Below are 26,784 nucleotides of genomic sequence, written 5' to 3' on the forward strand. Positions count from 1 at the left end.
CGGCGGCCGGCGCGGCTGGCGCCGCGGCACCGCCGGCCGACGCCGCGGGCCAGGACGCCGCCTCCAGCGGCGCCGTCTCGGCCGCGCGCGTCAGCGCCAGCGCCTGCACCAGCGACTGGCGCACCGCCTGGTGCACGGCGCGGCTGTCGCGGAAGCGCACCTCGATCTTGGTCGGGTGCACGTTCACGTCCACCAGCTCCGGCGCGATGTCCAGGAACAGCACGTAGGCCGGCTGGCGGCTGCCGTGGAGCTGGTCCTCGTAGGCCGAGCGCACCGCGTGGGCGATGAGCCGGTCGCGCACGAAGCGGCCGTTGACGTAGAGGTACTGCACGTCGGCGCGCGCGCGCGCGGCCTCGGGGCTGCCGGCGCGGCCCTCGATGCGCAGCGGCCCCATGGCGGCCTGCACGCCGCGGCTGGCGGCGATGAAGTCGATGCCCAGCACCTCGCGCATGCGCTGCGTCAGCGCACTGTCCTCGGGCAGCAGCCCGGCGCCGGCGGCGCGCCACTGCGCGGCGAGCTTGCCGTCGTGCCAGACAGAGAAGCCCACGTCCGGCCGCGCCAGCGCGTGGCGGCGCACGGCGTCCAGCGCGTGCGCGAACTCGGTGCCCTCGCTCTTGAGGAACTTCCGGCGCGCGGGCGTGTTGAAGAACAGCTCGCGCACCTCGACGGTGGTGCCCACGCCGCGCGCGGCCGGGCTGAGCTCGCCGGTGCGCGCGTCGAGCCGCTGCGCGTGCGCGCCTTCGGCCGGGCGGCTGGCGATGCACAGCTCCGCCACCGAGGCGATGGCCGCCAGCGCCTCGCCGCGAAAGCCCATGCTGCGCACCTGCTCCAACTCGGTCAGCGAGGCGATCTTGCTGGTGGCGTGGCGCTTGACGGCCAGCGCCAGCTGCGCGGCCGGGATGCCGCAGCCGTCGTCCTCGACCACGATGGCGCGCAGCCCGCCGCCGGTCAGCCGCACCGTGACCTGCGAGGCGCCGGCGTCCAGCGCGTTGTCCACCAGCTCGCGCACCACCGAGGCCGGGCGCTCCACCACCTCGCCGGCGGCGATCTGGCTCACCAAAGCGTCAGGCAATTCACGGATCGGGCGGCGCGTCATCGCCTTGAGGGGGGCAGTCATCAATGGGATTGTAGAAACCGGCACAGGGTCAACCCGGATAATGCGCGCCCATGGAAATGTTCGCCCACCTCATCGATTTCATCCTGCACGTCGACAAGCACCTGATGGCTTTCGTGCAGGCCTATGGCGCGTGGGTGTACGCGCTGCTCTTCGCGATCGTCTTCGTGGAGACGGGCGTGGTGGTGATGCCCTTCCTGCCCGGGGACTCGCTGCTGTTCGTGGTGGGCGCGCTGTGCGGTCTGGGGCTGATGAGCCTGCCGCTGGCCATGACGCTGCTGTTCGTGGCGGCGATCCTGGGCGACCAGGTCAACTACAGCGTCGGGCGCTGGTTCGGCCCGCGCGTGTTCCGCTGGGAGGACTCGCGCTTCTTCAACAAGCGCGCCTTCGACCAGGCGCATGCCTTCTACGAGAAGCACGGCGGCATCACCATCGTGCTGGCGCGCTTCATGCCGTTCGTGCGCACCTTCGTGCCCTTCGTGGCCGGCGTGGCGGCAATGACCCGCGGCAAGTTCACGTTCTTCAACGTCACCGGCGCCGCCATCTGGGTCGGCTCGCTGACGCTGGCGGGCTACCTCTTCGGCAACATCCCCTGGGTCCAGGCCAACCTGAACGTGATCATCTACGCCCTGATCCTCGTGCCCGGCGCGCTGGCGCTGTTCGGCGCGTGGAAGGCGCGGCGGGCCGAGGCGGCCTGAACCGGGCACCCGGCCGCGGGCCGGCGCGGCCCGGCGGCCTCAGCGGAAGGAGGGCCCCGCGCCCGGCTGCAGGCGGTGCTGCGCCAGCCCCAGCAGGGCCATCAGCGGCAGGCTCAGCTCCATGATCTCCTCCAGCGCCGACACCAGCACGTCCACGGTGACCGGCACGGACATGCCGAAGTCGTCGATTGCGATGTTGACCATGCGGTCGAACACCTTGGACACCGCCATGGTGAAGCAGAAGCAGGCGATGGTCAGCGCCACGGGATCGCGCCGCACCGCGCGCCGCAACACCGGGCGCCAGAAGCGCAGCAGCAGGTAGCCGAGGGTGGCCACGGCGCCCAGCGCCAGCGGCGCGGCCACGAGCTTCTGGTGCAGCGGCGCGCCGTGCAGGTAGAAGCTGACCTTGAGCACGCTCATCCCGGTCCACGCCTTGTGCAGGTCCAGCTCGCGGGCGCCGAAGACGAGGAACGCGACGGACAGCAGCACCAGCACCCGGGTCTCGTCCCGGGGCTGGCGCGCGGCCCACACCGCCGGCACCAGCAGGAAGTACAGCGCCGCCGTGCCGAGCTCGATTGGCGCGCCCTCGGCGAGCAGGGCGAACGCCTGCGCCGGCGGCAGCAGCATCCACACGGCCAGCGCCAGGGCCACGGCCGCCAGGAGCAGCCCGAATGCGGCATGGGGACGGGCGATCAGGGCCGGCTTGCGCACGGCGGGAAGGGGAAGGTGCTTCATGGCGAAGGGGGAGCGGCCGGCGGTGCCGCGCGGCGGTGTCGGGGAATGCCACCCGCGCCGGAGGCCGGTGGGCCGGCGCGCGGCCTGTGCCGGGCGGCAGGGACGGGCGGCGTGCGCGGTCGCACTGCGGAACCCTTCATGTTACGGCGCGGAGCGGGCCTGCCCGGCCGGCGGGGTCTGCCGCCGCCGCGGCGCGCGGTACTTCTGCACGGTGCCGCGCCCGCGCCCGCGACGGGTGCGCGCCGCCGCGGGCCTCACAGCGCCCGGTTGCGCGCCAGCGGCGGGTTCTTGGCGAAGTAGCGCCGGATGCCCGTGGTCAGCGCCTTGACCAGCTCGGCGCGGTACTCCTCGCTGGCGAGCTTGCGCTCCTCTTCCGGGTTGGAGATGAAGGCCGTCTCCACCAGGATGCTCGGGATGTCGGGCGCCTTGAGCACCGCGAAGCCTGCCTGCTCGACGTTGCGCTTGTGCAGCTTGCCGACCTTGCCGATCTGGCCCAGCACCTCGCTGCCGAGCTTCATGCTGTCCTCGATCTGCTTGGACGTGCTCATGTCCAGCAGCGCGCGCATCACGTGCGCGTCGCCGTGCCTGAAGTTGGCGCCGCCGACCAGGTCCGAGGCGTTCTCGCGCTGCGCCATCCAGCGCGCCGCGGCGCTGGACGCGCCCTTGTCGCTGAGCGCGAACACGCTGGCGCCGCGCGCCTCGGGCCGCATGAAGGCGTCGGCATGGATCGAGACGAACAGGTCGGCCCGCACCCGGCGCGCCTTCTGCACGCGCTCGCCCAGCGGTACGAAGTAGTCGTCGTCGCGCGTGAGCATCACGCGCATGCCGGGCACGGCGTTGAGCCGGTCGCGCAGCTGCAGCGCCACGGCCAGCACCACGTCCTTCTCCTTGAGCCCGCTGGGGCCGATGGCGCCCGGGTCCTCACCGCCGTGGCCGGGGTCCAGGGCGATGACGATGAGCCGGTCGATCTTGCGCAGCTGCTCGGCCGTGGGCGGCGGCGGCGGCGCGGGCGTCATCGGCGCCTGCGCCACGGCAGCCGGCGGCGCGGCCGGACGGGCCGGCGCGGCGGGCTTCGGCGCCGCGGCCACCGGCGGCGCGGCCGGGATGCCCGGGCGCTCCATGCGGCCGATGAACTCGCCCAGCGCGTCCTGCACCGCGCGCGCGGCCTGCTCCTCGGCCTGCGTCTTCTCGCGCAGCAGCGCCAGCAGCGGGTCCGGCGCCCTGACCGGGTGCAGGTCGAACACCAGCCGGTGCTGGTAGGCCGCCACCGGCTCCAGGCGGAACTGCTGCGGGGCGGTGGCCTGCTTCAGGTCCACCACCAGCCGCACCGTGCGCGGCTGGTTCTGGCCCACGCGCACGCCGGCGATGAAGGGGTCGTCGGCGCGCACCTTGCCCACCAGCTCGCGCAGCTCGGGGCTGAGCTCCAGGCCGTCGATGTCGATCACGAGCCGGTCGGGGCCTTCCATGAGCTGGTGGCGCGCGGCCAGCGCCCGGTCGCTCTCGATCGTCACGCGCGTGTACTCGTCGGCCGGCCACACCCGCACGGCGACGATGCCCGCGCCCCAGGCCAGCTCCGCGCCGCCCAGCAGCAGCGCCAGCGCGCCGCCGCGTTTCAACAAGTCACGCCGGGCGATGCCCGGCCCGGGGTGAGGGCGGCAGCTTGGCCCAAGGCTCATGCCAGTTCCTCCAGCAGTTCCAGACCGCGCGCACTTTGCGCCTGCACCTGCACTTCGCGCGAGTCGTCGTCGCGGATGCGCAACGCCAGCACCAGGTCCGCCACCGGCAGCACGCCCGCGGCCTTGTCGGGCCACTCGGCGATCTTGAGCCCCGGCGCGGCGAAGACGTCGCGAAAGCCCGCGTCCTCCCACTCGCGCGGGTCCTCGAAGCGGTAGAAGTCGAAATGCGAGATGGCCAGCCCGCGCGCCTCGTGCGGCTCCAGCACGGCGTAGCTCGGGCTCTTGATGCGCCCGGCCACGCCCAGGGCGCGCAGCAGGTGGCGCACGAAGGTGGTCTTGCCCGCGCCGAGCGGGCCGTGCAGCTCGACGAAGGCGTCGCGCAGCGCGGCCGACGCGGCCAGGCGCCGGGCGCAGGCCTCGGTATCGGCCTCGTCCGGCCAGTGGATGAGGCGGCTGCCTAGAATCTGGGGATGGGTTTGCAGGGTCATGAAGCGCTCGCGTTGCTGGAGCTGGAGCAGCTGCGCGGCTGGGCGCGCGACCTGGGATTTTCCCAGATCGGCATCAGCGGCGTCGACCTGGCGCAGGCCGAGCCGGGCCTGCAGGCCTGGCTGGCGGCCGGCTTCCACGGCTCGATGCACTACATGGCTGCGCACGGCATGAAGCGCGCGCGGCCCGCGGAGCTGGTGCCCGGCACCGTCAGCGTGATCACGGCGCGCATGGACTACCTGCCGCGCACGGCCCCCGATGGTTGGCAGCGCATCGAGTTCGAGCGCCTGCAGCGCCCGCTCGACGCCGGCGTGTCGCTCTACGCCCGCGGCCGCGACTACCACAAGGTGCTGCGCGCGCGGCTGCAGAAGCTGGCTGATCGCGTGGCGGCGGCGGTGGGCCCCTTCGGCCACCGCGTCTTCACCGACTCCGCGCCGGTGCTGGAGGTCGAGCTGGCCACGCGCAGCGGCCTGGGCTGGCGCGGGCGCCACACGCTCACGCTCGCGCGCGACGCGGGCTCCACCTTCTTCCTGGGCGAGATCTTCATTGACCTCGCACTGCCCGAAAGCGAGCCGGCGCAAGCTCACTGCGGCGCCTGCACCGCGTGCCTGGACGCGTGTCCCACGGGCGCCATCGTCGCGCCGTACCGGCTCGACGCGCGGCGCTGCATCTCGTACCTGACCATCGAGCACGACGGTCCGATTCCCGAAGAAATGCGGCCGCTGCTGGGCAACCGCATCTACGGCTGCGACGACTGCCAGCTGGCCTGCCCGTGGAACAAGTTCGCGCAGCGCGCGACGCTGCCCGACTTCGACGTGCGCCCGCATTTCGAGGCGCCCACGCTGCTGGCGCTGTGGGGCTGGGGCGAGGCGGAGTTCCTGTCGCGCACCGAGGGCAGCCCGATCCGGCGCATCGGCTTCGACCGTTGGCAGCGCAACCTCGCGGTGGCGCTGGGCAACGCGCTGCGCGCGGGGCTGGAGGAGGGCGACGCGCGGGCGGTGGCGGCGGCACTGCAGGGCCGGCGCGAGAGCGCTTCGGAGCTGGTGCGCAGGCACATCGACTGGGCGCTGCCGCCCGCGGCCGTGACGCCGTGACGCCGTCACCGCGCGCGGCGGCTAGGCTCTCAACAGCCGGTACACGTTCTCCAGCCGGTTCCAGCCGTGGTTGGCCAGGACCTGGCCCATCTGCTGCGTGAAGATGCCGTCGTGCTGGAAATGCCTGCAGAACAGTTGCACGGCCCTGGCCAGGGCCTTGCCGTCCGGCAGCTCTTCGCCGGCGTTGCAGCGGGCGGCCAGCACCAGGCGCAGCAGGGTGAAGCGGAAGATCAGCACCAGGTAATGCTGGTAAGGCGATGCCCCGTTGAAAGGAAACAGCTCGCGGAACAGCTCGTTGAGCACGTAGTGCTGCAGTAACCCCGGGGCCGCCGCCGCCATGGCCTGGTCCAGGCGGCCGATGCCGCGACCGTAATGCTCAATGAGCTGCTGCGGGCCGATGTCCGCTGTTGCCTGGCCGGCGCCCAGGCCCTGCAAGACGAAATGAAAGGACGCCCGCTGCGCAGCGGGCACCCTGTCCTGGACCGTGTTCTGCCACAGCAGCCATGACGTCCGGGCCTGGACGGCATGGTCGGGCTGCAGCTGCCCGAGTGCCTCGCCGACGAGGCCGTTCTCGACGATGAGGACGTAACTTTTCAGCAGGGCCGGCACGTCGGCCTGGCCGCCTTGCGCCAGGCTGCAGCTCAGGGCCTCGCAGAATCCGCCGAGGACCGCCAGCTTCTGCCACAGCTCCAGGCCCTGGGTCTGCATCAGCTGGATGCAGTAGATGCGGATCTCGCTCATCAGCTCGACCGGCAGGCCGTGCCTGGCGCCGGGCTGTTCCAGGACCTCCGTCCGCAGCGTGGCCGGCTCCTCCACGAATTCGAAGGCATCCGCCGCGAGCAAGGCCTGCCGCGCGGCTTCCGGGCAGGACAGCGTCAGCGCCTGCTCATGCTGGCCCGCGAACAGCCTGGAAACGCGCGGATAGGCATGGCAGGTGTTGGAAAGGTAAGTGGCGCCCAGCGACTTCTGGACGCAGCACAGGTGGTTTTCCAGGAGCGGGCATGCCTGGGTGTCGGGGTGGAGCCGAATGCTCGCGGGGCTGGCCTCGCCGGCGGGAGCCGTCCGCTGCTGCAGGTGTGCGGCAAGGCGGTGGCGCAGTCCTGCATCTTCGAGCTGCTGCCAGGCGTCGAGGGTTGTCCTGTCAACGGTGATGACCCAGTCCTTGCAACAGCTGTCTTCGCATTCGGCGCCGATGCAGCTGAAGCGGCTGACGTAACGGGGCCTCAGTGCCTGGATGGTGCGTTCGGGATGGAGTTCGCTCATGCAAGGAAGGCTTCAGCAGTTGGGCTGAACGAGCCTGGATGGTTTTCGGCTCCTTTCCTGGAGCGGCACAGGTTCACCGGCCAGGGTGGCCGTGACTTTGTACCGCGCTTTCATGCGGCGCCAGCGGTCGCGGGCCGGCGCTTCAGCCCTGCAGCCGCGCCAGCATCCACAGCGCCAGCGGCACGCTGACCATGCCGAGCAGGGTGGAGACGGTCACCAGTCCCGCGACGAAGCCCGGGTGCCCGCCCAGCCGCGCCGCGAGCACGTAGCAGGTCGAGGCCGTGGGCAGTGCGGCGAAGGCCACCACGACGAGCTGCTGCACCGGCGGCAGGCCCATGAGCTGCACCAGTGCCAGCGCGAAGAGCGGCAGCACGGCGTGGCGGATCGAGAGGAGGGCCGTGGCCAGCCGCGGCGCCTCGCGCAGCGCGCCCAGCTGCAGCCCGGCGCCCACGGCCATCAGGCCCAGCGGCAGCGCGGCCGTGCCGACGCGGTGCAGCGTCACGGCCACGGCATCCGGGAACTTCAGCCCGATGAGGTTGCCGGCCAGGCCGGCCACGGTGCTCAGGATCAGCGGGTTGCGCAGCAGCTCGCGCCCGAAGTGCTGCCCGCCGTGGCGCGCCAGCGGCCACACCGCCGCCACGTTGCACAGCGGCACGCAAAACGCGATCACCAGCGCGATGGCCGCCACCGCCGGCGCGCCGCCCAGCCGCTCGGCCAGCGCCAGCCCGATGTAGGAGTTGAAGCGGAAGGCCGTCTGCGCGCCCGAGGCGTGCGCGACGCGGTCCACGCCGCGCAGCAGGCCCAGCGCGTAGGCCAGCACGATGCCGCAGCCCACCACCGCCAGGCCGCTGAACACGAGGGACAGCATCGCGCCGGGCTGCAGCGGGTTGCGCACGATGGCGTTGAACAGCAGCACCGGGAACAACAGGTAGTACACCAGCCGCTCGGTCGCCTCCCACACCGGGCGGTTGAGCGCCGTGTAGCGGCAGATCAGGAAGCCCGTGGCGATCAGCAGGAAATCGGGGAGCAGCAGCAGGGCCTCGTTCATCGCCGGGAGTGTGCGCGCGCGGCCTTTCACCGGCAGGGCCGATGGCCGCTTGCGCGCCACGTGCCGGCCCGCGATGCGGGACGGCCCGCTGCGCCGGCCGGGCACCGGTAACCATCGGCCACAATGGCCCGGGCGCCGGGCGGTCCGGCCCAACGATGAGACGGAGACAACGCAGTGATGAACAGAACACGTCTGCGCCTGCTGGGCGCGCTGCTGGGGCTGGCCGCGGCCGGCCCGGCCACGGTGGCGGCGCAGCAGGCTTATCCGGTGAAGCCCGTGCGGCTGGTCGTGCCCTTCGCGCCGGGCGGCACCACCGACATCGTCGCGCGCACCGTCTCCGACAAGCTCGGCGCGGCGCTGGGCGCCACCGTCGTGGTCGAGAACAAGGCCGGCGGCGGCGGCATCGTCGGCGCGCAGGAGCTGGTGCGCGCGGCGCCCGACGGCTACACGCTGGGCATCGCCACCGTCTCCACCACGGCGGCCAACCCGGCCATCAACCCGCGCACCGGCTACAACCCGCTGGCCGACTTCACGCCCATCACCAACCTCGCGGCCACGCCCAACCTGATCGCGGTGCACCCGAGCTTCCCGGCGAAGAACTATGCGGACTTCCTCGACGTGCTCAAGAAGAGCCCGGGCAAGTTCAGCTACTCCAGCTCCGGCACCGGCGGCATCGGCCACCTGCAGACCGAGCTGTGGAAGAGCCTCACGGGCGTCTTCATCACCCACATACCGTACCGCGGCGCCGGCCCCGCGCTCAACGACACGGTGGCGGGGCAGGTGCTGATCATGTTCGACAACATGCCCTCGGCGCTGCCCTTCGTGAGGGAAGGCAAGCTCGTGCCCATCGTGGTGGCGGCTCCGCAGCGCCTGGCCATCCTGCCCAACGTGCCGACCTTCAAGGAAGTCGGCCTGGAGCCGGTCAACCGCATGGCCTACTACGGCATCGTCGGGCCGAAGAACCTGCCCAGGGACATCGTGGACAAGGTCCATGCCGCGGCGAAGCAGGCACTGGCCGACCCGGCCGTGAGGAAGCGCATCGAGGACACCGGCTCGCTGGTCGTGGGCAACACGCCCGAGCAGTTCGCCGAGCAGATCCGCGCCGAGTTCGAGGTCTACAAGGGCGTGGTCGCGCGCCAGAACCTGCGCCTGGAGTGAAGTGAGCGCCGCAGCAGTACCCGGCGTGGCCGACGCGGCCGCGCCTTCCCTTCCCGAGGCGCAGGTGGAGGCCGCGCGTGCGGCCAGCCGCCATGCCATCGAGCGCTTCGCGCAGGCGCTGTGGATCGAGGACGGCCTGTCGGCCAACACGCTCGCGGCCTACCGGCGCGACCTGGCGCTCTACACCGACTGGCTCGCCGCCGAGGCCGGCCGCGCGCTGGACGCGACCACCGAGGCCGACCTGCGCGGCTACATGGCCGCGCGCCATGCCGACACGCGCGCCACCACCGCCAACCGGCGGCTGACGGTGTTCAAGCGCTACTTCCGCTGGGCGTTGCGCGAGCACCGGCTCACGCAGGACCCGACATTGAAGCTGCTGTCGGCGCGCCAGCCCATGCGCGTGCCCAAGTCGCTCTCGGAAGCGCAGGTCGAGGCGCTGCTGGGCGCGCCGCCGGTGGAGGAGCCGCTGGGCCTGCGCGACCGCGCCATGCTGGAGCTGATGTACGCCAGCGGCTTGCGCGTGAGCGAGCTGGTCGGGCTGTCGATGCTCTCGGTGGGCCTGGCCGAGGGCGTGCTGCGCGTCACCGGCAAGGGCGCCAAGGAGCGGCTGGTGCCCTTCGGCGAGGAGGCGCACGGCTGGCTGCGGCGCTACCTGGCCGAGGCGCGCGGCGCGATCCTGGGCGCGCGCCAGAGCGACGCCCTGTTCGTGACCGTGCGCGGCGAGGCCATGACGCGGCAGATGTTCTGGCAGCTGGTGAAGAAGCACGCGCGCGCCGCGGGCATCGACGCGCCGCTGTCGCCGCACACGCTGCGCCACGCCTTTGCCACGCACCTGCTCAACCACGGGGCGGACCTGCGCGCGGTGCAGCTGCTGCTGGGCCACGCCGACATCTCCACCACCACCATCTACACCCACGTGGCGCGCGAGCGGCTGCGCGCGCTGCACGCGGCGCACCATCCGCGGGCTTGAGCGGTTCCGGTTGCGGCGGCAACCGCCCATGAAAAAAGGCCGGTCTTTCGACCGGCCTTTTCGCTTTCAGAAGACAGCGGCCCGCAGGCCGCGGTCATCAGAAGTTGTGGCGCACGCCCAGGGCGACGGAGGAGAAGTCCGAGTTGTCCACGCCGGTGAAGTAGTTGGAGTTGGCCTTGTTGTTCACCTTGGTCCAGAACGCGTAGACCTTGGTGCGCTTGCTCAGGTTGTAGTTGTAGGCCAGGGTGTACTGCATGGCGTCGCTGTCGTCGATCTTCGTACCACCGACCTTGACCTTGTCGGCGTAGCCCACGTTGGCGTGGATTTCGCTGGCGCCGATCGTGTACATGGCAGACACGCGGTAGGCGTTGCGCTTGGCATCGGCACCACCGCCCACGGCCTCGTCCAGGTCGTTGCGGATGGCATAGGCACCGATCGTCACGGGGCCCAGCTCGTACAGTGCGCGCAGGCCGATTTCCTTGCCGTCGTTGAAAGTCACGCCGTCAATCGTGGTCGGGCCTTGCAGGTAGCTGGCACCCAGATGCAGCGGGCCGCGGTCGAAATTGGCAACCAGCTGGGCGGTGTTCTTCTCGCCGGTTTCCTTCAGGCCGAACTGGGCTTCCAGCACCAGGCCGCCGAAGCTGGGCGTGTTGTAGGAGATGGTGTTCTGCTTGAAGCCGGGATACAGGTAGAGCGCGTCGGAGGACGTGCCCGTATCGTGGTTGTGCATGCTGATGTAGTCAGCCGTCGCGTAGTACGCGGCGGTGGCGCCCATGTTGCCCAGGCGCACGCGGCCGAAGTTGCCTTCCACGCCGACCCACGACTCGCGGCCGAAGATGGCACCGGTCTGGCTCTGGGTGCCCGTGTCGGAGGCGAAGCCGCTTTCCAGCACGAACAGGGCCTTCAGGCCGCTGCCCAGGTCTTCCGAACCGCGCAGGCCCCAGCGCGAGCTGTTGTTCTGCATCACGGTCGTGGAGACGTCGCCGGCCTTCTGGCGCTCGACGGACGTGTTCACGCGGCCGTACAGCTGGACCGAGCTTTGGGCGAAAGCACCACCGGCGGCCAGGATGGCGGCGGCAGCAATCAGAGTGCGCTTCATCGAAGAATCCTTTTGTTTGAACATCGGGGTTTTTGCGTACCCGATGGTCAAGATTCTATGAAGCGGCATGCCCGAAACCCGTGACCTGGGACGAACTTGGACCGTTTTGTGACTTCCACGCAACAGTGATGAGGCGGCGCGGGCAGCCGGTGCCCGCGCAACCATTTCGCCGTTCAGCGCCCGCGCAGGTGCGCGGGTGCCTCCAGCCGCTTGGCCAGCGTGGACAGCAGCAGCGTGAGCACCAGGTACAGCACCGAGATGGCGAGGTAGGGCTCCCAGTAGCGCGAGTAGGCGCCCGCCACCGTGCGCGCGGCCAGGGCCAGCTCGGCCAGGCCGATGGCCGAGACCAGCGACGAGTCCTTGATCAGCGTGACGCCCTCGTTGACCAGCGCCGGCACCATGCGCCGGAAGGCCTGGGGCAGGATCACCTCGCGCATGGCCTGCGCGTGCGTCAGGCCCAGGCTGTAGGCGGCCTGGGTCTGGCCGCGGTGGATGCTCTGGATGCCGGCGCGGAAGATCTCGCTGATGTAGGCGCCGGCATTGAGCGTGAGCGCCAGCGCGCCGGAGAAGAACGCGCCGTGCTCCTGGCGGAAGCTGCGCGCGGCCTCGCCCGTGAGCAGCCAGCCCGTTTCCGGGTGGATGAGCGTGGGCATGAGCGCGAAGTGCACCAGCAGGATCTGCACGAACAGCGGCGTGCCGCGGAAGAAGGTCACGTAGCCGACCGTGACCCAGCGCGCGAACTTGAGCAGCCAGCGCAGCAGCGGCGTCTTGGGCTCGGGCGCGTCGGCGGAAGAGCTCACCAGCCCCAGCAGCGCGCCCAGCACCAGCCCGGCGAGCACCGCCACCAGGGCCAGCTTCACCGTCATCCACAGCCCGGCGGCGAAAAGCGGGCCGTAGCCCGCCAGGATTTCCCAACGCAGGTTCACTACCGCTGCAGCCTTAACGGGAGGCGGCCGAGGCCGGGGCGGCCGCGCCCGGGGCGCTGCCGAAGTACTTGGCGTAGATGCGGTCGTAGGTGCCGTCGGCGCGGATGCCCGACAGGCCCTGGTTGAGCATGTCCAGCACCGCGGTGTTGCCCTTGCGCACGGCGATGCCGTACTGCTCGGACGGGAAGCTCGGGTCGCTCACGGTCTTGAAGCCCACGCCGGCGTTGTTGGCCACGTAGTGGATGACCACGCCGTTGTCGGCCACCACGGCATCGACGCCGCCGGATTCCAGCTCCTTGAGCGCCAGCGGCGTGGACTCGAAGCGCTTGATGGCCGTGCTGTTCTTGCCCAGCAGCTTGGTCACGACCTCGTCGCCGGTGGTGCCGGTCTGCACGCCCACCCGCAGCGCCTTGAGGTCTTCGAACTTGCCGACCTTGGAGTCCTTCCTGACGGCGATGAGCTGCACCGCGTCGAAGTAGGGCGCCGTGAAGTCCATCGTCTGCTTGCGCTCGTCGGTGATGGTGATGGCCGACACCAGGAAGTCGCGGTCGCCCTGCGCCACGGCGTTGAAGATGCCTTCCCAGGGCGTGTTGACGAACTTGACCTGCACGCCGGCCTTGGCGGCGATGGCGCTGACGATGTCGATGTCGAAGCCGACGATCTCGCCCTTCTCGTTCTGCGACTCGAAGGGCGCGTAGGCGGCGTCGGTGCCGACCACGTAGACCTTGGCCGGCGGCGCGGAGGCCGCGGCGGCGGTGGGCGCGGAGGCCGCGCCCGTGGGGGCGGCGGTTTCCTGCTTGCCGCAGCCGCCCAGCAGCAGCGCGGCGCCGACCAGCCCGGCGTTGAGGAACACGCGGCGCGAGGACAGGAGCTTGGACATGGCGTGAGGGTCCGGGGCGCAATCCCGGACGGGGATTTTCAGAAGCCGGGGAGTGTATGCCCGCCGACTCCCCGCTTTTCCAACCTGTGTCAACCCTGTTGTTCGAGGGCCAACAGTTCGGCCTGCGTGAACTCGGCCGCCAGCCGCGCGGCGTGGTTGAAGGGCGGGCGCGGGCGCGGCGCCTGGTAGCGCTCGGTGAGCTCGGGATAGAGCGCGATCGGGTCCAGCCCGCGCTGCGCGCACAGCCAGCGGTACCAGCGGTTGCCCACCGCGACGTGGCCGACCTCGTCGCGCAGGATCACGGCCAGGATCTCCACCGCGCGCGCGTCGCCGGCGCGCCGGAATTTCTCCTGCATCGGCGGCGTGGCATCGAGGCCTCTCGCCTCCAGCGTGCGCGGCACCAAGGCCATGCGCGCGAGCACGTCGCCGGCCGTGCGCTGCGTCATCAGCCACAGGCCGTCGTGGGCGTCGAAGTCGCCGTAGTCGTGGCCCAGGCCTTGCAGGTGCGCGCGCACCAGGCCGAAGTGCAGCGCCTCCTCGGCCGCCACGCGGGCCCAGTCGCGATAGAAGGCCGGCGGCATGCCGGCGAAGCGCCACACCGCGTCCAGCGCCAGGTTGATGGCGTTGAACTCGATGTGCGCCACCGCGTGCAGCAGCGCCGCGCGCCCGGCCGGCGTGAAGGGCGAGCGCATCGGCACCTGCTTCGGATCGACCAGCCGCGGCAGGTCGGGCCGCCCGGGCAGCGCCGGCGGCTCCTCCAGCCGCGCCTCGGGGTCGAGCGCGAAGCCGTCGAAACCTTCGTGCAGCGCGGTGGCCAGGGCCGACTTGGCGGCGGGATCGTGCTCGCACAGGGCGCGCAGCGCGGCCTGGCGCAGGCAGGGCGGGGAAGTCATGGGCGGTGGGGGATGCGGTGGTGAAGCGGCAACGCGGCGCGGCGGCCGCGCCGTCCGGCCCGGGCGCCACGGCCGGGCGCATGTCTTGCCCACGGGGCGAGGACGTGGGCGGCTCCTAGAATTATCGGTTCGCCTCGACGCACCCCATACAACACAACACCATGAGCGATCTGCACAAATTCCTGTTCGAAGGCCTGCCCGTGCGCGGCATGCTGGTGCGGCTCACCGACAGCTGGCGCGAGGTGCTGCAGCGCCGCGAGGCCAGCGGCGGCTATCCCGCGCCGGTGCGCCAGCTGCTGGGCCAGATGACGGCCGCGGCCGTGCTGATGCAGTCCAACATCAAGTTCAACGGCGCGCTGGTCATGCAGATCTTCGGCGACGGCCCGGTCAAGATGGCCGTGGTCGAGGTGCAGCCGGAGCTGCACTTCCGCGCCACGGCCAAGGTCGTGGGCGAGGTGGCCGAGGACGCCGGGCTGGAAGCCATGCTCAACGTGCACAACCGCGGCCGCTGCGCCATCACGCTCGACCCGCGCGACCGCCAGCCCGGTCAGCAGCCCTACCAGGGCGTGGTGCCGCTCTCCGCCATGGGCGAGGAGTTCCACGCGCTGCAAAGCATCGGCGCGGTGCTGGAGCAGTACATGCGCCAGTCCGAGCAGCTCGACACGCGGCTGGTGCTGGCGGCCAACGACGAGGTCGCCGCGGGGCTGCTGATCCAGCGCCTGCCCGTGGAGGGGCTGGGCAACCTGGAGAGCAAGGAGAAGCAGGCCGAGGCCGAGGTGCTGGCCGAGGGCTTCAACCGCATCGCGCACCTGGCGTCGTCACTGAAGCCCGAGGAGCTGCTGACGCTGGACGCCGAAACCATCCTGCACCGGCTGTTCTGGGAAGAGGACGTGCGCCGCTTCGAGCCGCAGCAGCCGAAATTTGCCTGCAGCTGCTCGCGCGAGCGCGTGGGCTCGATGCTCAAGGGACTGGGGCGCGACGAGATCGACTCGATCGTGGCCGAGCGCGGCGAGGTCGAGATCGGCTGCGACTTCTGCGGCCGGCTCTACCACTTCGACGCCGTGGACGTGGGCGAGCTGTTCACGCCCGAGCGCGACCAGCCGCCGTCGTCCAGCGCGGTGCAGTGATCGTCAGTTCCGCGGGCGGCCGCCGGCGGCCCGCAGCGCGTGCTCGCACTGCGGGTCGTCGCAGTCCTCGCAGGCCCAGCGCCAGGCCGGTTGCGCCGCCTCGCGCTGCCGCAGCCGCGTGAACAGGCCCGCGCGCGGCGCGGGCAGGGTGCGCAGCCAGGGCGAGAGCGCGTCCAGCGCCGCCTCCAGCCGGGCTTCACCCGTGCCGTGCACCACCGACCACGACAGCCCGTGCGCCAGCAGCAGGCCGCGCACCAGGCGGTCCACCGGCGCGCGCACGTGCGCGCCGTCGCGCTGGAGGCCGTCGGCCACCCAGGGCAGGTCCAGCGCGGTCAGCAGCGTGGCGGCGCAGCGGCGCTGGAAATCGGCCGCCATGGCGTGCAGCGAGCGGTCGTCGAAGAGGAATTCGCTGTAGGCCGCCGTCATCAGCGGCGTGGTGTCGGCCACCACCAGGTCGTGCGCGGCGGCCGCGGCCTCGATGCGCGCGGCCTGCGCCTGCGCGATGCCGGCCTGCTCGTCGGGGCGCGGCGTGCGGCCCTCGCGCTCGCACCACTCGCGCAGCACCTCCGGCACCCAGGCCACGGACAGGCCCGTGTCGCGCGCGAGCCGCCCGGCCAGCGCCTGCGCCAGCGCGGTCTTGCCGGTGCTCTCGGCGCCCAGCAGGGCGATGACGTTCAGGGAGTCGGGGGAGTCGGTGACGTCGGACATGGCCTCATGCCAATCTGCTTCAGCCGGTGGAACAAAGGACGGCCGGCCGGAGCCGGTAGGAGGCCTGGCGAGATTTCCTTCAGTCCTGGATTGGATCTGGAATCAAGCCGACGCCAGCGCCCGCGGCTCGCGCGCCAGCCGCGCCCAGCGCCGCCAGCCCACGGCCGACAGCAGCGCGAAGAGGGCGTACAGCAGCACCGTCAGCCACAGGCCCTTGAAAGCGAAGAGCGCCACGCTGGCCACGTTGACCAGCAGCCATGCCGGCCAGTTCTGCACGTACTTGCGGCCCAGCAGCCACTGCCCGGCCAGGCTGGCCACGGTGGTGAAGGCGTCGGCGTAGGGCACGTCGGAGTCGGTGAGGCGGGCGAGCAGCCAGCCCGCCAGCGGCCAGGCCGCCAGCGTCACGGCGCACAGCCACAGCAGGCCCTGGCGGTCCAGGTGGCGCACCTGCAGCGCGCGGCCGTCGTCCTGCGTGCCGCGCAGCCACTGCCACCAGCCCCACAGCGCCGCGGCGATGAAGACCAGCTGCAGCAGCGCCTCGCCGTAGAGGCGGCTGTTGGCGAAGAGCAGCGCGTACAGCGCGCTGCTGGCGATGGCCAGCGGCCAGGCCAGCGGGTTGACGCGCAGGTTGCAGCGCACCATCCACAGCGCCAGCACGAAGGCGAGGCTTTCCGCGCGCGACACGGGCACGCCCCAGGCGGTGAATGCCGCCGCCTGCAGCCACTCCAGCGCCTGCGCCACGCCGCCGCTCAATGCCGCACCGGGGCCAACTGCACCAGCACCTCGTCGGGCTTGAGCATGCCCAGCTCGCCGCGGGCGCGCTCCTCGACCATCTCCAGGCCCTCGCGCAGGTCGGCCACCTCGCTGGCCATGCGCTCGTTGAGCGCGCGCGCCTGCGCGTTGGCCTGCTCCTGAGCCTGCAGCTGCGTGCGCAGCGCGCGCACGTTCTGCACCCCGCCCTTGTCCAGCCAGAGCTCGTGGTGCACGAGCCCCAGCAGTGCCAGCAGCACCAGCGTGACCAGTCGCATGGCAACGGCTCCCGAAGCTTTCAGCGACGGCCCGCGCCGAGGCGCGGGCAGGGCAGGGCGACGCTCATGGCGCGGCGGGCTCTCAGCGCAGGTTGTAGAACGCGGCGCGGCCCGGGTAGACGGCGATGTCGCCCAGGTCTTCCTCGATGCGCAGCAGCTGGTTGTACTTGGCCATGCGGTCGCTGCGGCTCATCGAGCCGGTCTTGATCTGGCCGGCGTTGGTGGCCACGGCGATGTCGGCAATGGTGGAGTCCTCGGTCTCGCCCGAGCGGTGGCTGATCACGGCGGTGTAGCCCGCGCGCTTGGCCATCTCGATGGCGGCGAAGGTCTCGGTGAGCGTGCCGATCTGGTTGATCTTGATGAGGATCGAGTTGGCGATGCCCTTGTCGATGCCTTCCTTCAGGATCTTGGTGTTGGTCACGAACAGGTCGTCGCCCACCAGCTGCACGTTCTTGCCCAGGCGCTGCGTCAGGTGTGCCCAGCCTTCCCAGTCACCCTCGGCCATGCCGTCCTCGATCGAGACGATCGGGTACTTGTCGCACCAGGTGGCCAGGATGTCGGTCCACTGCGGGGCCGACAGCTTCAGGCCGCCTTCGCCCTCGAGCACGTACTGGCCGTCCTTGTAGAACTCGCTGGCGGCGCAGTCCAGGCCGATGGCGATCTGCTCGCCGGCGGTGTAGCCGGCCTTGTCGATGGCTTCCAGGATCAGCTGGATAGCCGCCTCGTGGTTCTCCACGCTCGGTGCGAAGCCGCCCTCGTCGCCCACGGCCGTGCTCATGCCCTTGGCGTCGATGATCTTCTTGAGCGCGTGGAACACCTCGGCGCCGTAGCGGATCGACTCGCGGAACGACGGCGCGCCCACGGGGATGATCATCAGCTCCTGCAGGTCGAGGTTGTTGTTGGCGTGCGCGCCGCCGTTGATGACGTTCATCATCGGCACGGGCATCTGCACCGCGCCCATGCCGCCGAAGTAGCGGTACAGCGGCAGGCCGGACTCTTCCGCGGCGGCGCGGGCCACGGCCATCGAGACGGCCAGCATCGCGTTGGCGCCCAGGCGGCCCTTGTTGTCGGTGCCGTCGAGGTCGATCAGCGTCTTGTCCAGGAAGGCCTGCTCGGAGGCGTCCAGGCCCAGCACGGCCTCGGAGATCTCGGTGTTGACGTGCTGCACGGCCTTGAGCACGCCCTTGCCCAGGTAGCGCGACTTGTCGCCGTCGCGCAGCTCGATGGCCTCGCGCGAGCCGGTGGACGCGCCCGACGGCACCGCGGCGCGGCCCATGGTGCCGGACTCCAGCAGCACGTCACATTCCACGGTGGGGTTGCCGCGGCTGTCCAGGATCTCGCGTCCGACGATGTCGACGATGGCACTCATGGGTCAATCTCTCCGGTAGGTAGTGAATCGATTCGCGCCGCGCGCACGCAGGGGGGCTGCGTGCCGGCGGCGGGCGCCGTTGCGTTGACGGCGCGGTGGAAGGGCCGCGGGTGTCGCCTCTTGATCAGGCCACGCCCTCGACCAGGACCATGCGCATCACGCCCGCGCCTTCGCGCAGGCTGCGTGCATGGGTGTAGGTTTCGCTGTTGTAGAAGGCCCGCGCCGCGTCGGCGGTGTCGAAGCGCAACACCACCAGCCGGCTGGGCGTCCACGGGCCTTCGAGCACCTCGAAGGCGCCGCCGCGCACCAGCACCTCGGCGCCATGCTCCTGCATCGCGCGCGTGCTCCACTCGCGGTAGCGGGCCATCTTCCCGGCATCCGTCACCGTCACGTCGGCAATGATGTAGGCGCTCATCGGGGCCCTCAGCAGCTGAAGTCGTTTTCCAGCAGCGGCTGGGACTTGATGACGCGGTCCAGCGCCAGCAGCTGCTCCAGCAGCGCGCGCATGTGCTTCAGCGGCACGGCGTTGGGGCCGTCCGACAGGGCGTTGGCCGGGTCGGGATGCGTCTCCATGAACAGCCCGGAGATGCCCACGGCCACCGCCGCGCGCGCCAGCACCGGCACGAACTCGCGCTGGCCGCCGGAGCTGGTGCCCTGGCCGCCGGGCAGCTGCACCGAGTGCGTGGCGTCGAAGACCACCGGCGCGCCCGTCTCGCGCATGATCGCCAGCGAGCGCATGTCGGAGACGAGGTTGTTGTAGCCGAAGCTCACGCCGCGCTCGCAGGCCATGAACACGTCGTCGGCCAGGCCCTTGTCGCGCGCGGCGGCACGGGCCTTGTCGATCACGTTCTTCATGTCGTGGGGCGCGAGGAACTGCCCCTTCTTGATGTTGACCGGCTTGCCCGACTGCGCCACGGCGCGGATGAAGTCGGTCTGCCGGCACAGGAAGGCCGGCGTCTGCAGCACGTCCACCACCGCGGCCACGCGCTCGACCTCGGCTTCGCTGTGCACGTCCGTGATCACCGGCACGTTCAGTTGCGAGCGCACCCGGGCCAGGATCTCCAGGCCACGCTCCATGCCGGGCCCGCGGAAGCTCGTGCCGCTGGAGCGGTTGGCCTTGTCGTAGCTGCTCTTGAAGATGAAGGGGATGCCCAGCTCGCGGGTCATCTCCTGCAGCCGCCCGGCGACCTCGACCTGCAGGTCCTCGCTCTCGACCACGCAGGGGCCGGCGATGAGGAAGAACGGCCGGTCGAGGCCGACCTCGAATCCGCACAGCTTCATGCGGGTCTCCTTCAGTCCTGCGGCTTGCGCGCGTGGTGTTCGAGCGCGGCCTTGACGTAGCCGATGAACAGCGGGTGGCCGTCCCAGGGCGTGCTCTTGAACTCGGGGTGGAACTGCACGCCGACGAACCAGGGGTGCACTTCCTGCGGCAGCTCGACCATCTCGGTGAGCTTCTCGCGCTGCGTGATGGCCGAGATCACCAGCCCGGCCTGCTGCAGCTTGTCGAGGTAGTGCTCGTTGGCCTCGTAGCGGTGGCGGTGCCGCTCGGTGACGACGTCGCCGTAGATGCGGTGCGCGATGGTGCCGGGCTTGACGTCCGAGCTCTGCGCGCCCAGGCGCATCGTGCCGCCCAGGTCCGAGCCGGCATGGCGCTTCTGGATCGTGCCGTCGGCTTCCTGCCACTCGTCGATGAGCGCGATCACCGGGTGCGGCGTGTTGGGCTCGAACTCGGTGCTGTTGGCGCCCGCGAGGCCCGCCAGGTGGCGCGCGACCTCGATGGTGGCGACCTGCATGCCGAGGCAGATGCCCAGGTACGGGATCTTGTGCTCGCGCGCGTACTGGGCGGCCAGGATCTTGCCTTCCACGCCGCGCTTGCCGAAGCCGCCGGGCACCAGGATCGCGTCGTACTGCGCGAGCGAGTCCACGCTCTCGGGCGTGAGCTGCTCGGAGTCCACGTACTCGATGTTCACGCGCGCGTGGTTGTGGATGCCGGCGTGGCGCAGCGCCTCGTTGAGCGACTTGTACGAGTCCGACAGGTCGGTGTACTTGCCGCACATGGCGATGGTGATCTCCTGCTTCGGATTGGTCACCTCGTACACCAGGCGGTCCCAGCGGCGCAGGTCGGCGGGCCGGGTGAGCAGCTGCAGCTTCATGCAGATGAGCTCGTCGAGGCCCTGCTCGTGCAGCATGCGCGGCACCTTGTAGATGGTGTCCACGTCCCACATCGAGATCACGCCGGCTTCCTGCACGTTCGTGAACAGCGAGATCTTGTCGCGCTCGTCGTCGGGGATGCGGCGGTCGGCGCGGCACAGCAGCGCGTCGGGCTGGATGCCGATCTCGCGCAGCTTCTGCACCGTGTGCTGCGTGGGCTTGGTCTTGAGCTCGCCGGCGGCGCCGATCCACGGCACGTAGGTGAGATGCACGAACGCGGTGTTGGCCGGGCCCATGCGCAGGCTCATCTGGCGCACGGCCTCCAGGAACGGCAGCGACTCGATGTCGCCCACCGTGCCGCCGATCTCGACGATGGCCACGTCCACCGCGTCGGCCGTGCCGAAGCCCGCGCCGCGCTTGACGAAATCCTGGATCTCGTTGGTGATGTGCGGAATGACCTGGACGGTCTTGCCCAGGTAGTCGCCGCGGCGCTCCTTCTCCAGCACCGACTTGTAGATCTGGCCGGTGGTGAAGTTGTTGCTGCGCTTCATCCGCGTGGTGATGAAGCGCTCGTAGTGGCCGAGGTCGAGGTCGGTTTCGGCGCCGTCGTCGGTGACGAACACCTCGCCGTGCTGGAACGGCGACATCGTGCCGGGATCGACGTTGATGTAGGGGTCCAGCTTGATGAGGGTGACCTTCAGGCCGCGCGATTCGAGGATCGCGGCCAGGGACGCCGACGCGATGCCCTTGCCCAGCGAGGACACCACACCGCCGGTGACGAAGACGAACTTGGTCATGGAGCGCGCATCCGCGTGGCAGGGCCCGGAGCCGGGCGCACGGATGCCTTGGTGGTAAAGCGCGATTATACGGGCCCCCTTCGGGGTGCCCCTTTGGGGGGAGTCCGGCACCGCCCCGGTGCGGCCCTCCCGTGAGGCCCGTCACGGCCCGTCAGGGCATGTCGGCCAGCAGCTCCAGCACCAGCGCGGCGGTGCGCTCCGGGCTCTCCATGGGGTAGAGATGCGTGCCCTCGGTCCAGCGAAAGCGCGCGCCGGCCAGGCGCCGCGCCACGTCCACGCCGCCCTGGCGCATCTCCTCGGAGCGCGTGCCGGCGATGAAGCCCACCGGGCACTGCACCGGATGGCGCCGCAGCGTGCGCGCCAGGTCGTGCGGCAGCGTGTCGTAGATGCGCGTCTCGACCTCGGGCTCGAAGGCCAGGCGCACGCGGCCCTCCCGCTCCTCGAACCCGGCCTGCACGTAGTCGGCCAGCACGCGCTCGTCCCATTGCGCGAACACGGCCTTGGCCGAGAAGTGCTGGCGCACCGCCTCGCGCGTGTCCCACTCGCAGCGGCGCCGGCGCGAGATGCGCCCGGGCGACAGGCGCGGCATCAGCCCCGTGGCCTTGGCCAGGCGCACGGCCTGCGCGCGCCAGCCCGCGACGATGGGCGAATCGAGCACCACCACGCCGCGCGCGAGCTGCGGGCGGCGCGACGCGGTCTTCAGGCACAGCAGCCCGCCCAGCGAGTGCCCGACCAGGAACACCGGCGCCTGCGCATGCCGCTCGACGAAGCCGGCGAGCTCGTCGCGCAGCCGCGCCCAGCCGTCGCCCACCGGGTAGCGCGGGTCGTGGCCGAAGCGCCGCGGCGCCAGCACCTCGTAGCCGGCGCCGCGCCAGGCCTCGAACAGCCGCGCGTAGGTGCCCGCCGGAAAGCCGTTGCCGTGGGCGAAGACGATGCAGCGCGGCGTGTCGGCCGCGCTCACCGGGGCACCCTCGCGCTGCGCGCGTTCGCTCATCCCGCGGCCAGGCGCGTTTCGGGGCCGACGATCTTGGTCAGCGGCTCGAAGCGCTCGGAGCTCGCCAGCAGCGGGTGCGCGCTGTCGCCGCCGTCCCAGCGCGGGTTGTCCATGGCGTCGAACACCTCGCGCAGCCGCTGCCCCCAGGTGCCGCGCACCATCTGGAAGTAGGGGTTGTGCTCGTCGATGCAGATCATGCGGTCGCAGCGCAGCTCGCCCGCGCGGTACACCAGCAGGTCCAGCGGCAGGCCCACCGAGAGGTTGGACTTGAGCGTGGAGTCCATCGACACCAGCGCGCACTTGGCGGCCTGGTCCAGCGAGGTGCGTGGGTTGATGAGGCGGTCCAGCACCGGCTTGCCGTACTTGCTCTCGCCGATCTGGAAGTAGGGCGTCTCGCGCGTGGCCTCGATGAAGTTGCCCTCGGAATAGACCAGGAACAGCCGCATCGGCTCGCGCCCGATCTGCCCGCCGAAGATCAGCGAGGTGTTGAAGTCGATGCCCTGGCGCTTGAGCGCGTGCCCGTCCTGCTCGTAGACGCGGCGCACCGCGGCGCTGAGCACGCGCACCGCGTCGAACATGCTGCGCGCGTTCCAGATCGTGATCGGCGGCTCGCGGTCGTTGCCTTCGATGCGCTCGACCTGCAGCAGCTCGCGCACCGACTGCGAGATGCTCAGGTTGCCCGCCGACAGCAGCGTCATGAACCGGTCGCCCGGGCGCTCGTACACCATCATCTTGCGGAAGGTGCTGATCTGGTCCATGCCCGCGTTGGTGCGCGAGTCGGACAGGAAGACGAGTCCGGCGTCGAGCCGGATGCCGATGCAGTAGGTCATGTGGCCTCCGCCAACAGGGTTTTCAGGCGATACAGCGCGTCCAGCGCCTCGCGCGGGGTCAGGGAATCGGGATTCAGCGCCGCCAGCGCCTCCTCCACCGGCGAGGGGCCGGCGGCGGTGGCGGGCGCCTCGGGCTCGGGCTCCAGCGGCAGCGGCGGCGCGGCGAACAGGTCCACCTGCGCCTGGCCGGCACGCTGCTGGGCTTCGAGCGCCTCCAGCGCGGCACGCGCCTGGCGGATCAGCGACGCGGGCATGCCCGCCAGCCGCGCCACCTGCACGCCGTAGCTGCGGCTGGCCGGCCCGCTCTGGATCTCGTGCAGGAACACGATGTCGTGCCCGCTGCCCTCGACGGCGCTGACGTGCACGTTGAGCGCCTGCGGATGCTTTTCCGGGAAGGCCGTGAGCTCGAAGTAGTGGGTGGCGAACAGCGTGAAGGCGCGGTTGCGGTCGTGCAGGTGGCTGGCGATGGCGCCGGCCAGCGCCAGGCCGTCGAAGGTCGAGGTGCCGCGCCCGATCTCGTCCATCAGCACCAGGCTGTGCTCGGTGGCGCCGTGCACGATGGCCGCCGCCTCCGTCATCTCCAGCATGAAGGTGGACTGCGCGTTGGCCAGGTCGTCGGCCGCGCCGATGCGGGTGTGGATGGCATCCATCGGGCCGAGCCGGCAGCTCTTCGCGGGCACGTAGGAGCCCATGGCCGCCAGCAGCGCGATCAGCGCCACCTGGCGCATGTAGGTGCTCTTGCCGCCCATGTTCGGGCCGGTGATGACGAGCATGCGCGTGCGCGCGTCGAGCCGGCAGTGGTTGGCGATGAAGGTGCCGCCGCCGGTCTCGGCCAGCCGCGCCTCCACCACCGGGTGCCGCCCGGCCTCGATGTCGATGCAGGGCTGCGGCACGAACTGCGGCCGGCACCAGCCCAGCGTCGCGGCGCGCTCGGCCAGCGTCGAGAGCACGTCGAGCTGCGCCAGCGCCCGCGCCAGCTCCAGCAGCACCGGCAGGAACGGCTGCAGCTGGTCGAGCAGCTGCTCGTACAGCCATTTCTCGCGGGCGAGCGCGCGTTCCTGGGCTGACAGCGCCTTGTCCTCGAACGCCTTCAGTTCCGGAGTAATAAAACGCTCGGCGTTCTTCAGGGTCTGGCGGCGGCGGTAGTCCATCGGGACGCGGCCCGCCTGGCCCGTGCTGACCTCGATGTAGAAGCCGTGCACCTTGTTGTACTGGACGCGCAGGTTCTGGATGCCGGTGCGCTCGCGCTCGCGCGTCTCCAGCGCCAGCAGGAAGGCGTCGCAGTGCTCGTTGATGCCGCGCAGCTCGTCGAGCTCGGCATCGAAGCCCTCGGCGATCACGCCGCCGTCGCGCAGCAGCGCCGCGGGCTCGGCTTTCAGGCTGCGCCGCAGCAGCTCCGCGACGTCGGGCGAGGGCTGCAGCGCCGCCTTGAGCATCAGCAGCAGCGGCGCGTCCTCGGCCACGGTCGCTTCCAGCGCGGGCAGCACCGCGAGCGTGTCGCGCAGGCCCGCGAGCTCGCGCGGGCGCACCTGGCGCAGCGCGATGCGCGAGGCGATGCGCTCCACGTCGCACACCTGGCGCAGCTGCTCGCGCAGCGGCTCGAAGCCCTGGGCCTGCAGCCGCGCGATGGCCTCGTGGCGCGCGCGCGCCGCGTCGCGGGCGCGCGGGGGCTGCGTCAGCCACTGGCGCAGCCGCCGGCTGCCCATGCCGCTGCGGCAGCCGTCGAGCAGCGACAGCAGGGTCGGGCCGGCCTCGCCGCGCAGCGTCTGCACCAGCTCCAGGTTGCGCTGCGTGGCCGGCGGCAGGTCCAGCAGCGCATCGGCGCGCTCCACGCGCAGCGTGGCCACGTGCGACAGCGCCTGGCCCTGCGTGTGCTCGGCATAGGCCAGCAGCGCGCAGGCCGCGGCATGGGCCACGGGCAGCGCCTGGGCATTGAAGGCCTGCAGGCTCGCCACCTGCAGCTGCGCGCACAGCTTGCGCAGGCCGCCGGGGGCGTCGAACTGCCAAGCCGGGCGCCGCGTCAGCGCCGCGCCGGCGGCCACCAGCGCGGCCGGTGCCTCGCCCTCGGCGCCGTGGATGACCTCCGCCGGCGCCAGCCGCGCGAGCCAGCCCGGCAGCTCGCGCTCGCTGCACTCCGTCAGGCCCAGCTGCGCGCTGGACAGGCTCAGCCAGGCCAGGCCCCAGGTCTGTCCCTTGCGGTGCGCCGACAGCAGCAGCGTGTCGCGGCGCTCGTCGAGCAGCTCGGTGTCGGTGACGGTGCCGGGCGTGACCACGCGCACCACCTTGCGCTCCACCGGGCCCTTGGCATTGGGCGTGACCTCGCCCACCTGCTCGGCGATGGCCACGGCCTCGCCCAGGCGGATGAGCTTGCCCAGGTAGCTCTCCAGCGCATGCACCGGCACGCCGGCCATGACCACCGGCTCGCCGTTGCTCTGGCCGCGCGTGGTCAGCGTCACGTCCAGCAGCCGGTTGGCGCGGCGCGCGTCCTCGTAGAAGGTTTCGTAGAAGTCGCCCATGCGGAACAGCACGAGCGCGTCCGGGAACTCCGCCTTGATGCGGAGGTACTGCTGCATGACCGGCGTGTGGCCGGCCAGGGATTGGTCATCCACGGCCATCGGCGGCGGCCTCCCTGCTCAGAACGGGGCGTCTTCGGCGGGCGGGGGCGTGGCCGGGGCCGGCGGCGCGGCCGCAGCGACAGGCGCGGCCGGGGCGTCAGCGGCGGCGGCGTTCTTGCGGATGCGCACCGGGCCCTTCTTCTCCTTGGGCGCCTCGGCGGCGGGCTGGGCCTTGAGGCTGTCGGCCAGCGCGGCTTCGGGCGTGGTCTGGCCGTCGGCGGCACCCTGCGCTTCGCCCTCGGCCTCGTCGGCCTTGATGACGCGGCTGTAGGGCGTGAGGATCTGCACCAGCTGACCGAAGATGCGCGGGCTGCCGGCCACGACCTCGCGCTGGTAGAGGTAGTCGCTCTCGCCGGTGAAGTTGCCGATCAGGCCGCCGGCCTCCGTGATCATCAGCGAGCCCGCGGCGATGTCCCAGGGACTCAGGCCGGTCTCGAAGAAGGCGTCGTAGTAGCCGGCGGCCACGTAGCACAAGTCGAGCGCGGCGGCGCCGGGGCGGCGCAGGCCCGCGCACTGCTGCATCACCTCCTCGAACATCTTCATGTAGCGCTTGAAGTTGTCGCCGCGGCGGAAGGGGAAGCCCGTGCCGATGAGCGCGTCCTGCATGCGCGTGCGCTTGGACACGCGCAGGCGCCGGTCGTTGAGGTAGGCGCCGCGGCCCTTGGTGGCGTAGAAGAGGTCGTTGCGCGCCGGGTCGTACACCACGGCCTGCTGCACCACGCCGCGGTAGGCCAGCGCGATCGACACCGCGTAGACCGGGAAGCCGTGGATGAAGTTGGTGGTGCCGTCGAGCGGATCGATGATCCAGACGTAGTCGCTGTCGCGCGCGCCGTGCTCGCGCCCGGACTCCTCGGCCAGGATGCCGTGGCCCGGGTAGGCCTGCAGCAGCGTCTCGATGATGACCTGTTCGGCCGCCTGGTCCACTTCGCTGACGAAGTCGTTGGGGCCCTTGGTGTTGATGCGCAGGATGTCCAGGTCCAGCGAGGCCCGGTTGATGATCGCCCCCGCCGCGCGTGCCGCCTTGATGGCGATGTTGAGCATGGGGTGAAGCGCTTGGGACATGGTCGACCTTGTTGGCAAATCGGGGTGGGTCGCTGGACGGCAGCGGCGGGCGCGGCAATGTCG

At 71.2% G+C, this 26,784-nt stretch carries 26 protein-coding genes; 5 read left to right on the forward strand and 21 right to left on the reverse strand.

What is annotated here, in order from left to right:
- The coding region (gene mutL / locus FJ694_RS03970) for a DNA mismatch repair endonuclease MutL (protein WP_157264439.1) at positions 1-1,117 on the reverse strand (1,117 nt) is incomplete at its 3' end.
- A gap of 50 nt (positions 1,118-1,167) precedes the next feature.
- Here mutL and FJ694_RS03975 point away from each other — a divergent pair.
- On the forward strand, positions 1,168-1,812 hold the full coding sequence (locus FJ694_RS03975; protein WP_157264440.1) for a DedA family protein: 645 nt from the start codon (positions 1,168-1,170) through the stop codon (positions 1,810-1,812).
- A gap of 39 nt (positions 1,813-1,851) precedes the next feature.
- On the opposite strand, the gene FJ694_RS03980 is transcribed toward FJ694_RS03975, so the two are convergent.
- The 3 genes from FJ694_RS03980 to tsaE form a co-directional block, all read right to left on the reverse strand.
- Positions 1,852-2,547 (reverse strand): hypothetical protein, encoded by a 696-nt coding sequence (locus tag FJ694_RS03980; protein WP_157264441.1) that lies wholly within the window; start codon positions 2,545-2,547, stop codon positions 1,852-1,854.
- A gap of 254 nt (positions 2,548-2,801) precedes the next feature.
- Positions 2,802-4,223: an N-acetylmuramoyl-L-alanine amidase gene (locus tag FJ694_RS03985; protein WP_157264442.1), complete on the reverse strand. Its 1,422-nt coding sequence runs from the start codon at positions 4,221-4,223 to the stop codon at positions 2,802-2,804.
- Positions 4,220-4,711, reverse strand: a complete 492-nt coding sequence (gene tsaE, locus FJ694_RS03990) for a tRNA (adenosine(37)-N6)-threonylcarbamoyltransferase complex ATPase subunit type 1 TsaE (protein ID WP_157264443.1) — start codon at positions 4,709-4,711, stop codon at positions 4,220-4,222. Before tsaE ends, FJ694_RS03985 begins: the two co-directional genes overlap by 4 nt.
- On the opposite strand from tsaE, the gene queG reads away from it, so the two are divergent.
- Positions 4,694-5,803: a tRNA epoxyqueuosine(34) reductase QueG gene (gene queG, locus FJ694_RS03995; RefSeq protein ID WP_157264444.1), complete on the forward strand. Its 1,110-nt coding sequence runs from the start codon at positions 4,694-4,696 to the stop codon at positions 5,801-5,803. The genes tsaE and queG overlap by 18 nt on opposite strands.
- Positions 5,804-5,824: 21 nt before the next feature.
- Here queG and fliB read toward each other — a convergent pair whose 3' ends face one another.
- Both fliB and FJ694_RS04005 read right to left on the reverse strand, forming a co-directional pair.
- Complete coding sequence (fliB, locus tag FJ694_RS04000; protein WP_157264445.1) at positions 5,825-7,066, reverse strand: flagellin lysine-N-methylase; 1,242 nt, start codon at positions 7,064-7,066, stop codon at positions 5,825-5,827.
- Positions 7,067-7,208: 142 nt separating this feature from the next.
- Complete coding sequence (locus FJ694_RS04005; RefSeq protein WP_157264446.1) at positions 7,209-8,114, reverse strand: AEC family transporter; 906 nt, start codon at positions 8,112-8,114, stop codon at positions 7,209-7,211.
- 177 nt (positions 8,115-8,291) lie between these two features.
- Between FJ694_RS04005 and FJ694_RS04010 the strand changes: the two genes are divergently transcribed.
- Both FJ694_RS04010 and xerD read left to right on the forward strand, forming a co-directional pair.
- Complete coding sequence (locus tag FJ694_RS04010; protein WP_157264447.1) at positions 8,292-9,272, forward strand: tripartite tricarboxylate transporter substrate binding protein BugE; 981 nt, start codon at positions 8,292-8,294, stop codon at positions 9,270-9,272.
- A 25-nt stretch (positions 9,273-9,297) separates the two neighbouring features.
- On the forward strand, positions 9,298-10,242 hold the full coding sequence (gene xerD, locus FJ694_RS04015; protein ID WP_375140198.1) for a site-specific tyrosine recombinase XerD: 945 nt from the start codon (positions 9,298-9,300) through the stop codon (positions 10,240-10,242).
- A 97-nt stretch (positions 10,243-10,339) separates the two neighbouring features.
- Here the strand turns inward: xerD and FJ694_RS04020 are convergent, their stop codons facing one another.
- The 4 genes from FJ694_RS04020 to FJ694_RS04035 all read right to left on the reverse strand — a co-directional run bounded on the left by FJ694_RS04020 (position 10,340) and on the right by FJ694_RS04035 (position 14,040).
- Positions 10,340-11,341, reverse strand: a complete 1,002-nt coding sequence (locus tag FJ694_RS04020; RefSeq protein WP_157264448.1) for a porin — start codon at positions 11,339-11,341, stop codon at positions 10,340-10,342.
- A 173-nt stretch (positions 11,342-11,514) separates the two neighbouring features.
- Positions 11,515-12,267, reverse strand: coding sequence for an amino acid ABC transporter permease (locus tag FJ694_RS04025; protein WP_157264449.1), 753 nt, complete (start codon positions 12,265-12,267; stop codon positions 11,515-11,517).
- 13 nt (positions 12,268-12,280) lie between these two features.
- Positions 12,281-13,147: a basic amino acid ABC transporter substrate-binding protein gene (locus FJ694_RS04030; protein WP_157264450.1), complete on the reverse strand. Its 867-nt coding sequence runs from the start codon at positions 13,145-13,147 to the stop codon at positions 12,281-12,283.
- An 89-nt stretch (positions 13,148-13,236) separates the two neighbouring features.
- A complete protein-coding gene (locus FJ694_RS04035) occupies positions 13,237-14,040 on the reverse strand; it encodes a ferritin-like domain-containing protein (RefSeq protein ID WP_157264451.1) in 804 nt (267 codons plus the stop codon).
- A 161-nt stretch (positions 14,041-14,201) separates the two neighbouring features.
- Here FJ694_RS04035 and hslO point away from each other — a divergent pair, with 161 nt between their 5' ends.
- The gene (hslO, locus tag FJ694_RS04040; RefSeq protein ID WP_157264452.1) at positions 14,202-15,167 is read left to right on the forward strand and encodes an Hsp33 family molecular chaperone HslO; all 966 of its coding nucleotides are present in this window, start codon (positions 14,202-14,204) and stop codon (positions 15,165-15,167) included.
- Between the two features lie 3 nt (positions 15,168-15,170).
- Here hslO and FJ694_RS04045 read toward each other — a convergent pair whose 3' ends face one another.
- The 11 genes from FJ694_RS04045 to FJ694_RS04095 all read right to left on the reverse strand — a co-directional run bounded on the left by FJ694_RS04045 (position 15,171) and on the right by FJ694_RS04095 (position 26,721).
- Positions 15,171-15,875, reverse strand: coding sequence for an AAA family ATPase (locus tag FJ694_RS04045; RefSeq protein WP_157264453.1), 705 nt, complete (start codon positions 15,873-15,875; stop codon positions 15,171-15,173).
- Positions 15,876-15,977: 102 nt separating this feature from the next.
- Positions 15,978-16,628: a nicotinamide riboside transporter PnuC gene (gene pnuC, locus FJ694_RS04050; RefSeq protein ID WP_232539891.1), complete on the reverse strand. Its 651-nt coding sequence runs from the start codon at positions 16,626-16,628 to the stop codon at positions 15,978-15,980.
- The gene (gene ftsB / locus FJ694_RS04055) at positions 16,625-16,903 is read right to left on the reverse strand and encodes a cell division protein FtsB (protein ID WP_157264455.1); all 279 of its coding nucleotides are present in this window, start codon (positions 16,901-16,903) and stop codon (positions 16,625-16,627) included. Before ftsB ends, pnuC begins: the two co-directional genes overlap by 4 nt.
- 82 nt (positions 16,904-16,985) lie before the next feature.
- On the reverse strand, positions 16,986-18,272 hold the full coding sequence (gene eno, locus FJ694_RS04060) for a phosphopyruvate hydratase (RefSeq protein WP_157264456.1): 1,287 nt from the start codon (positions 18,270-18,272) through the stop codon (positions 16,986-16,988).
- Between the two features lie 124 nt (positions 18,273-18,396).
- Positions 18,397-18,687, reverse strand: coding sequence for a DUF1330 domain-containing protein (locus FJ694_RS04065; protein WP_157264457.1), 291 nt, complete (start codon positions 18,685-18,687; stop codon positions 18,397-18,399).
- Between the two features lie 8 nt (positions 18,688-18,695).
- Positions 18,696-19,553, reverse strand: coding sequence for a 3-deoxy-8-phosphooctulonate synthase (gene kdsA / locus FJ694_RS04070; RefSeq protein WP_157264458.1), 858 nt, complete (start codon positions 19,551-19,553; stop codon positions 18,696-18,698).
- Positions 19,554-19,564: 11 nt separating this feature from the next.
- Entirely contained in the window at positions 19,565-21,220 is a 1,656-nt protein-coding gene (gene pyrG, locus FJ694_RS04075; RefSeq protein ID WP_157264459.1) for a CTP synthase, read from the reverse strand.
- A gap of 151 nt (positions 21,221-21,371) precedes the next feature.
- On the reverse strand, positions 21,372-22,214 hold the full coding sequence (locus FJ694_RS04080; RefSeq protein WP_157264460.1) for an alpha/beta fold hydrolase: 843 nt from the start codon (positions 22,212-22,214) through the stop codon (positions 21,372-21,374).
- Positions 22,211-23,044, reverse strand: a complete 834-nt coding sequence (locus FJ694_RS04085) for a proteasome-type protease (RefSeq protein ID WP_157264462.1) — start codon at positions 23,042-23,044, stop codon at positions 22,211-22,213. Before FJ694_RS04085 ends, FJ694_RS04080 begins: the two co-directional genes overlap by 4 nt.
- Positions 23,041-25,659 (reverse strand): DNA mismatch repair protein MutS, encoded by a 2,619-nt coding sequence (gene mutS, locus FJ694_RS04090; RefSeq protein ID WP_157264464.1) that lies wholly within the window; start codon positions 25,657-25,659, stop codon positions 23,041-23,043. Before mutS ends, FJ694_RS04085 begins: the two co-directional genes overlap by 4 nt.
- An 18-nt stretch (positions 25,660-25,677) precedes the next feature.
- The gene (locus tag FJ694_RS04095; RefSeq protein WP_157264466.1) at positions 25,678-26,721 is read right to left on the reverse strand and encodes an inositol monophosphatase family protein; all 1,044 of its coding nucleotides are present in this window, start codon (positions 26,719-26,721) and stop codon (positions 25,678-25,680) included.
- Between the last annotated feature and the right edge of the window lie 63 nt (positions 26,722-26,784).

It is taken from the genome of Azohydromonas aeria, assembly GCF_009760915.1.
Lineage (GTDB): Bacteria > Pseudomonadota > Gammaproteobacteria > Burkholderiales > Burkholderiaceae_C > Azohydromonas > Azohydromonas aeria.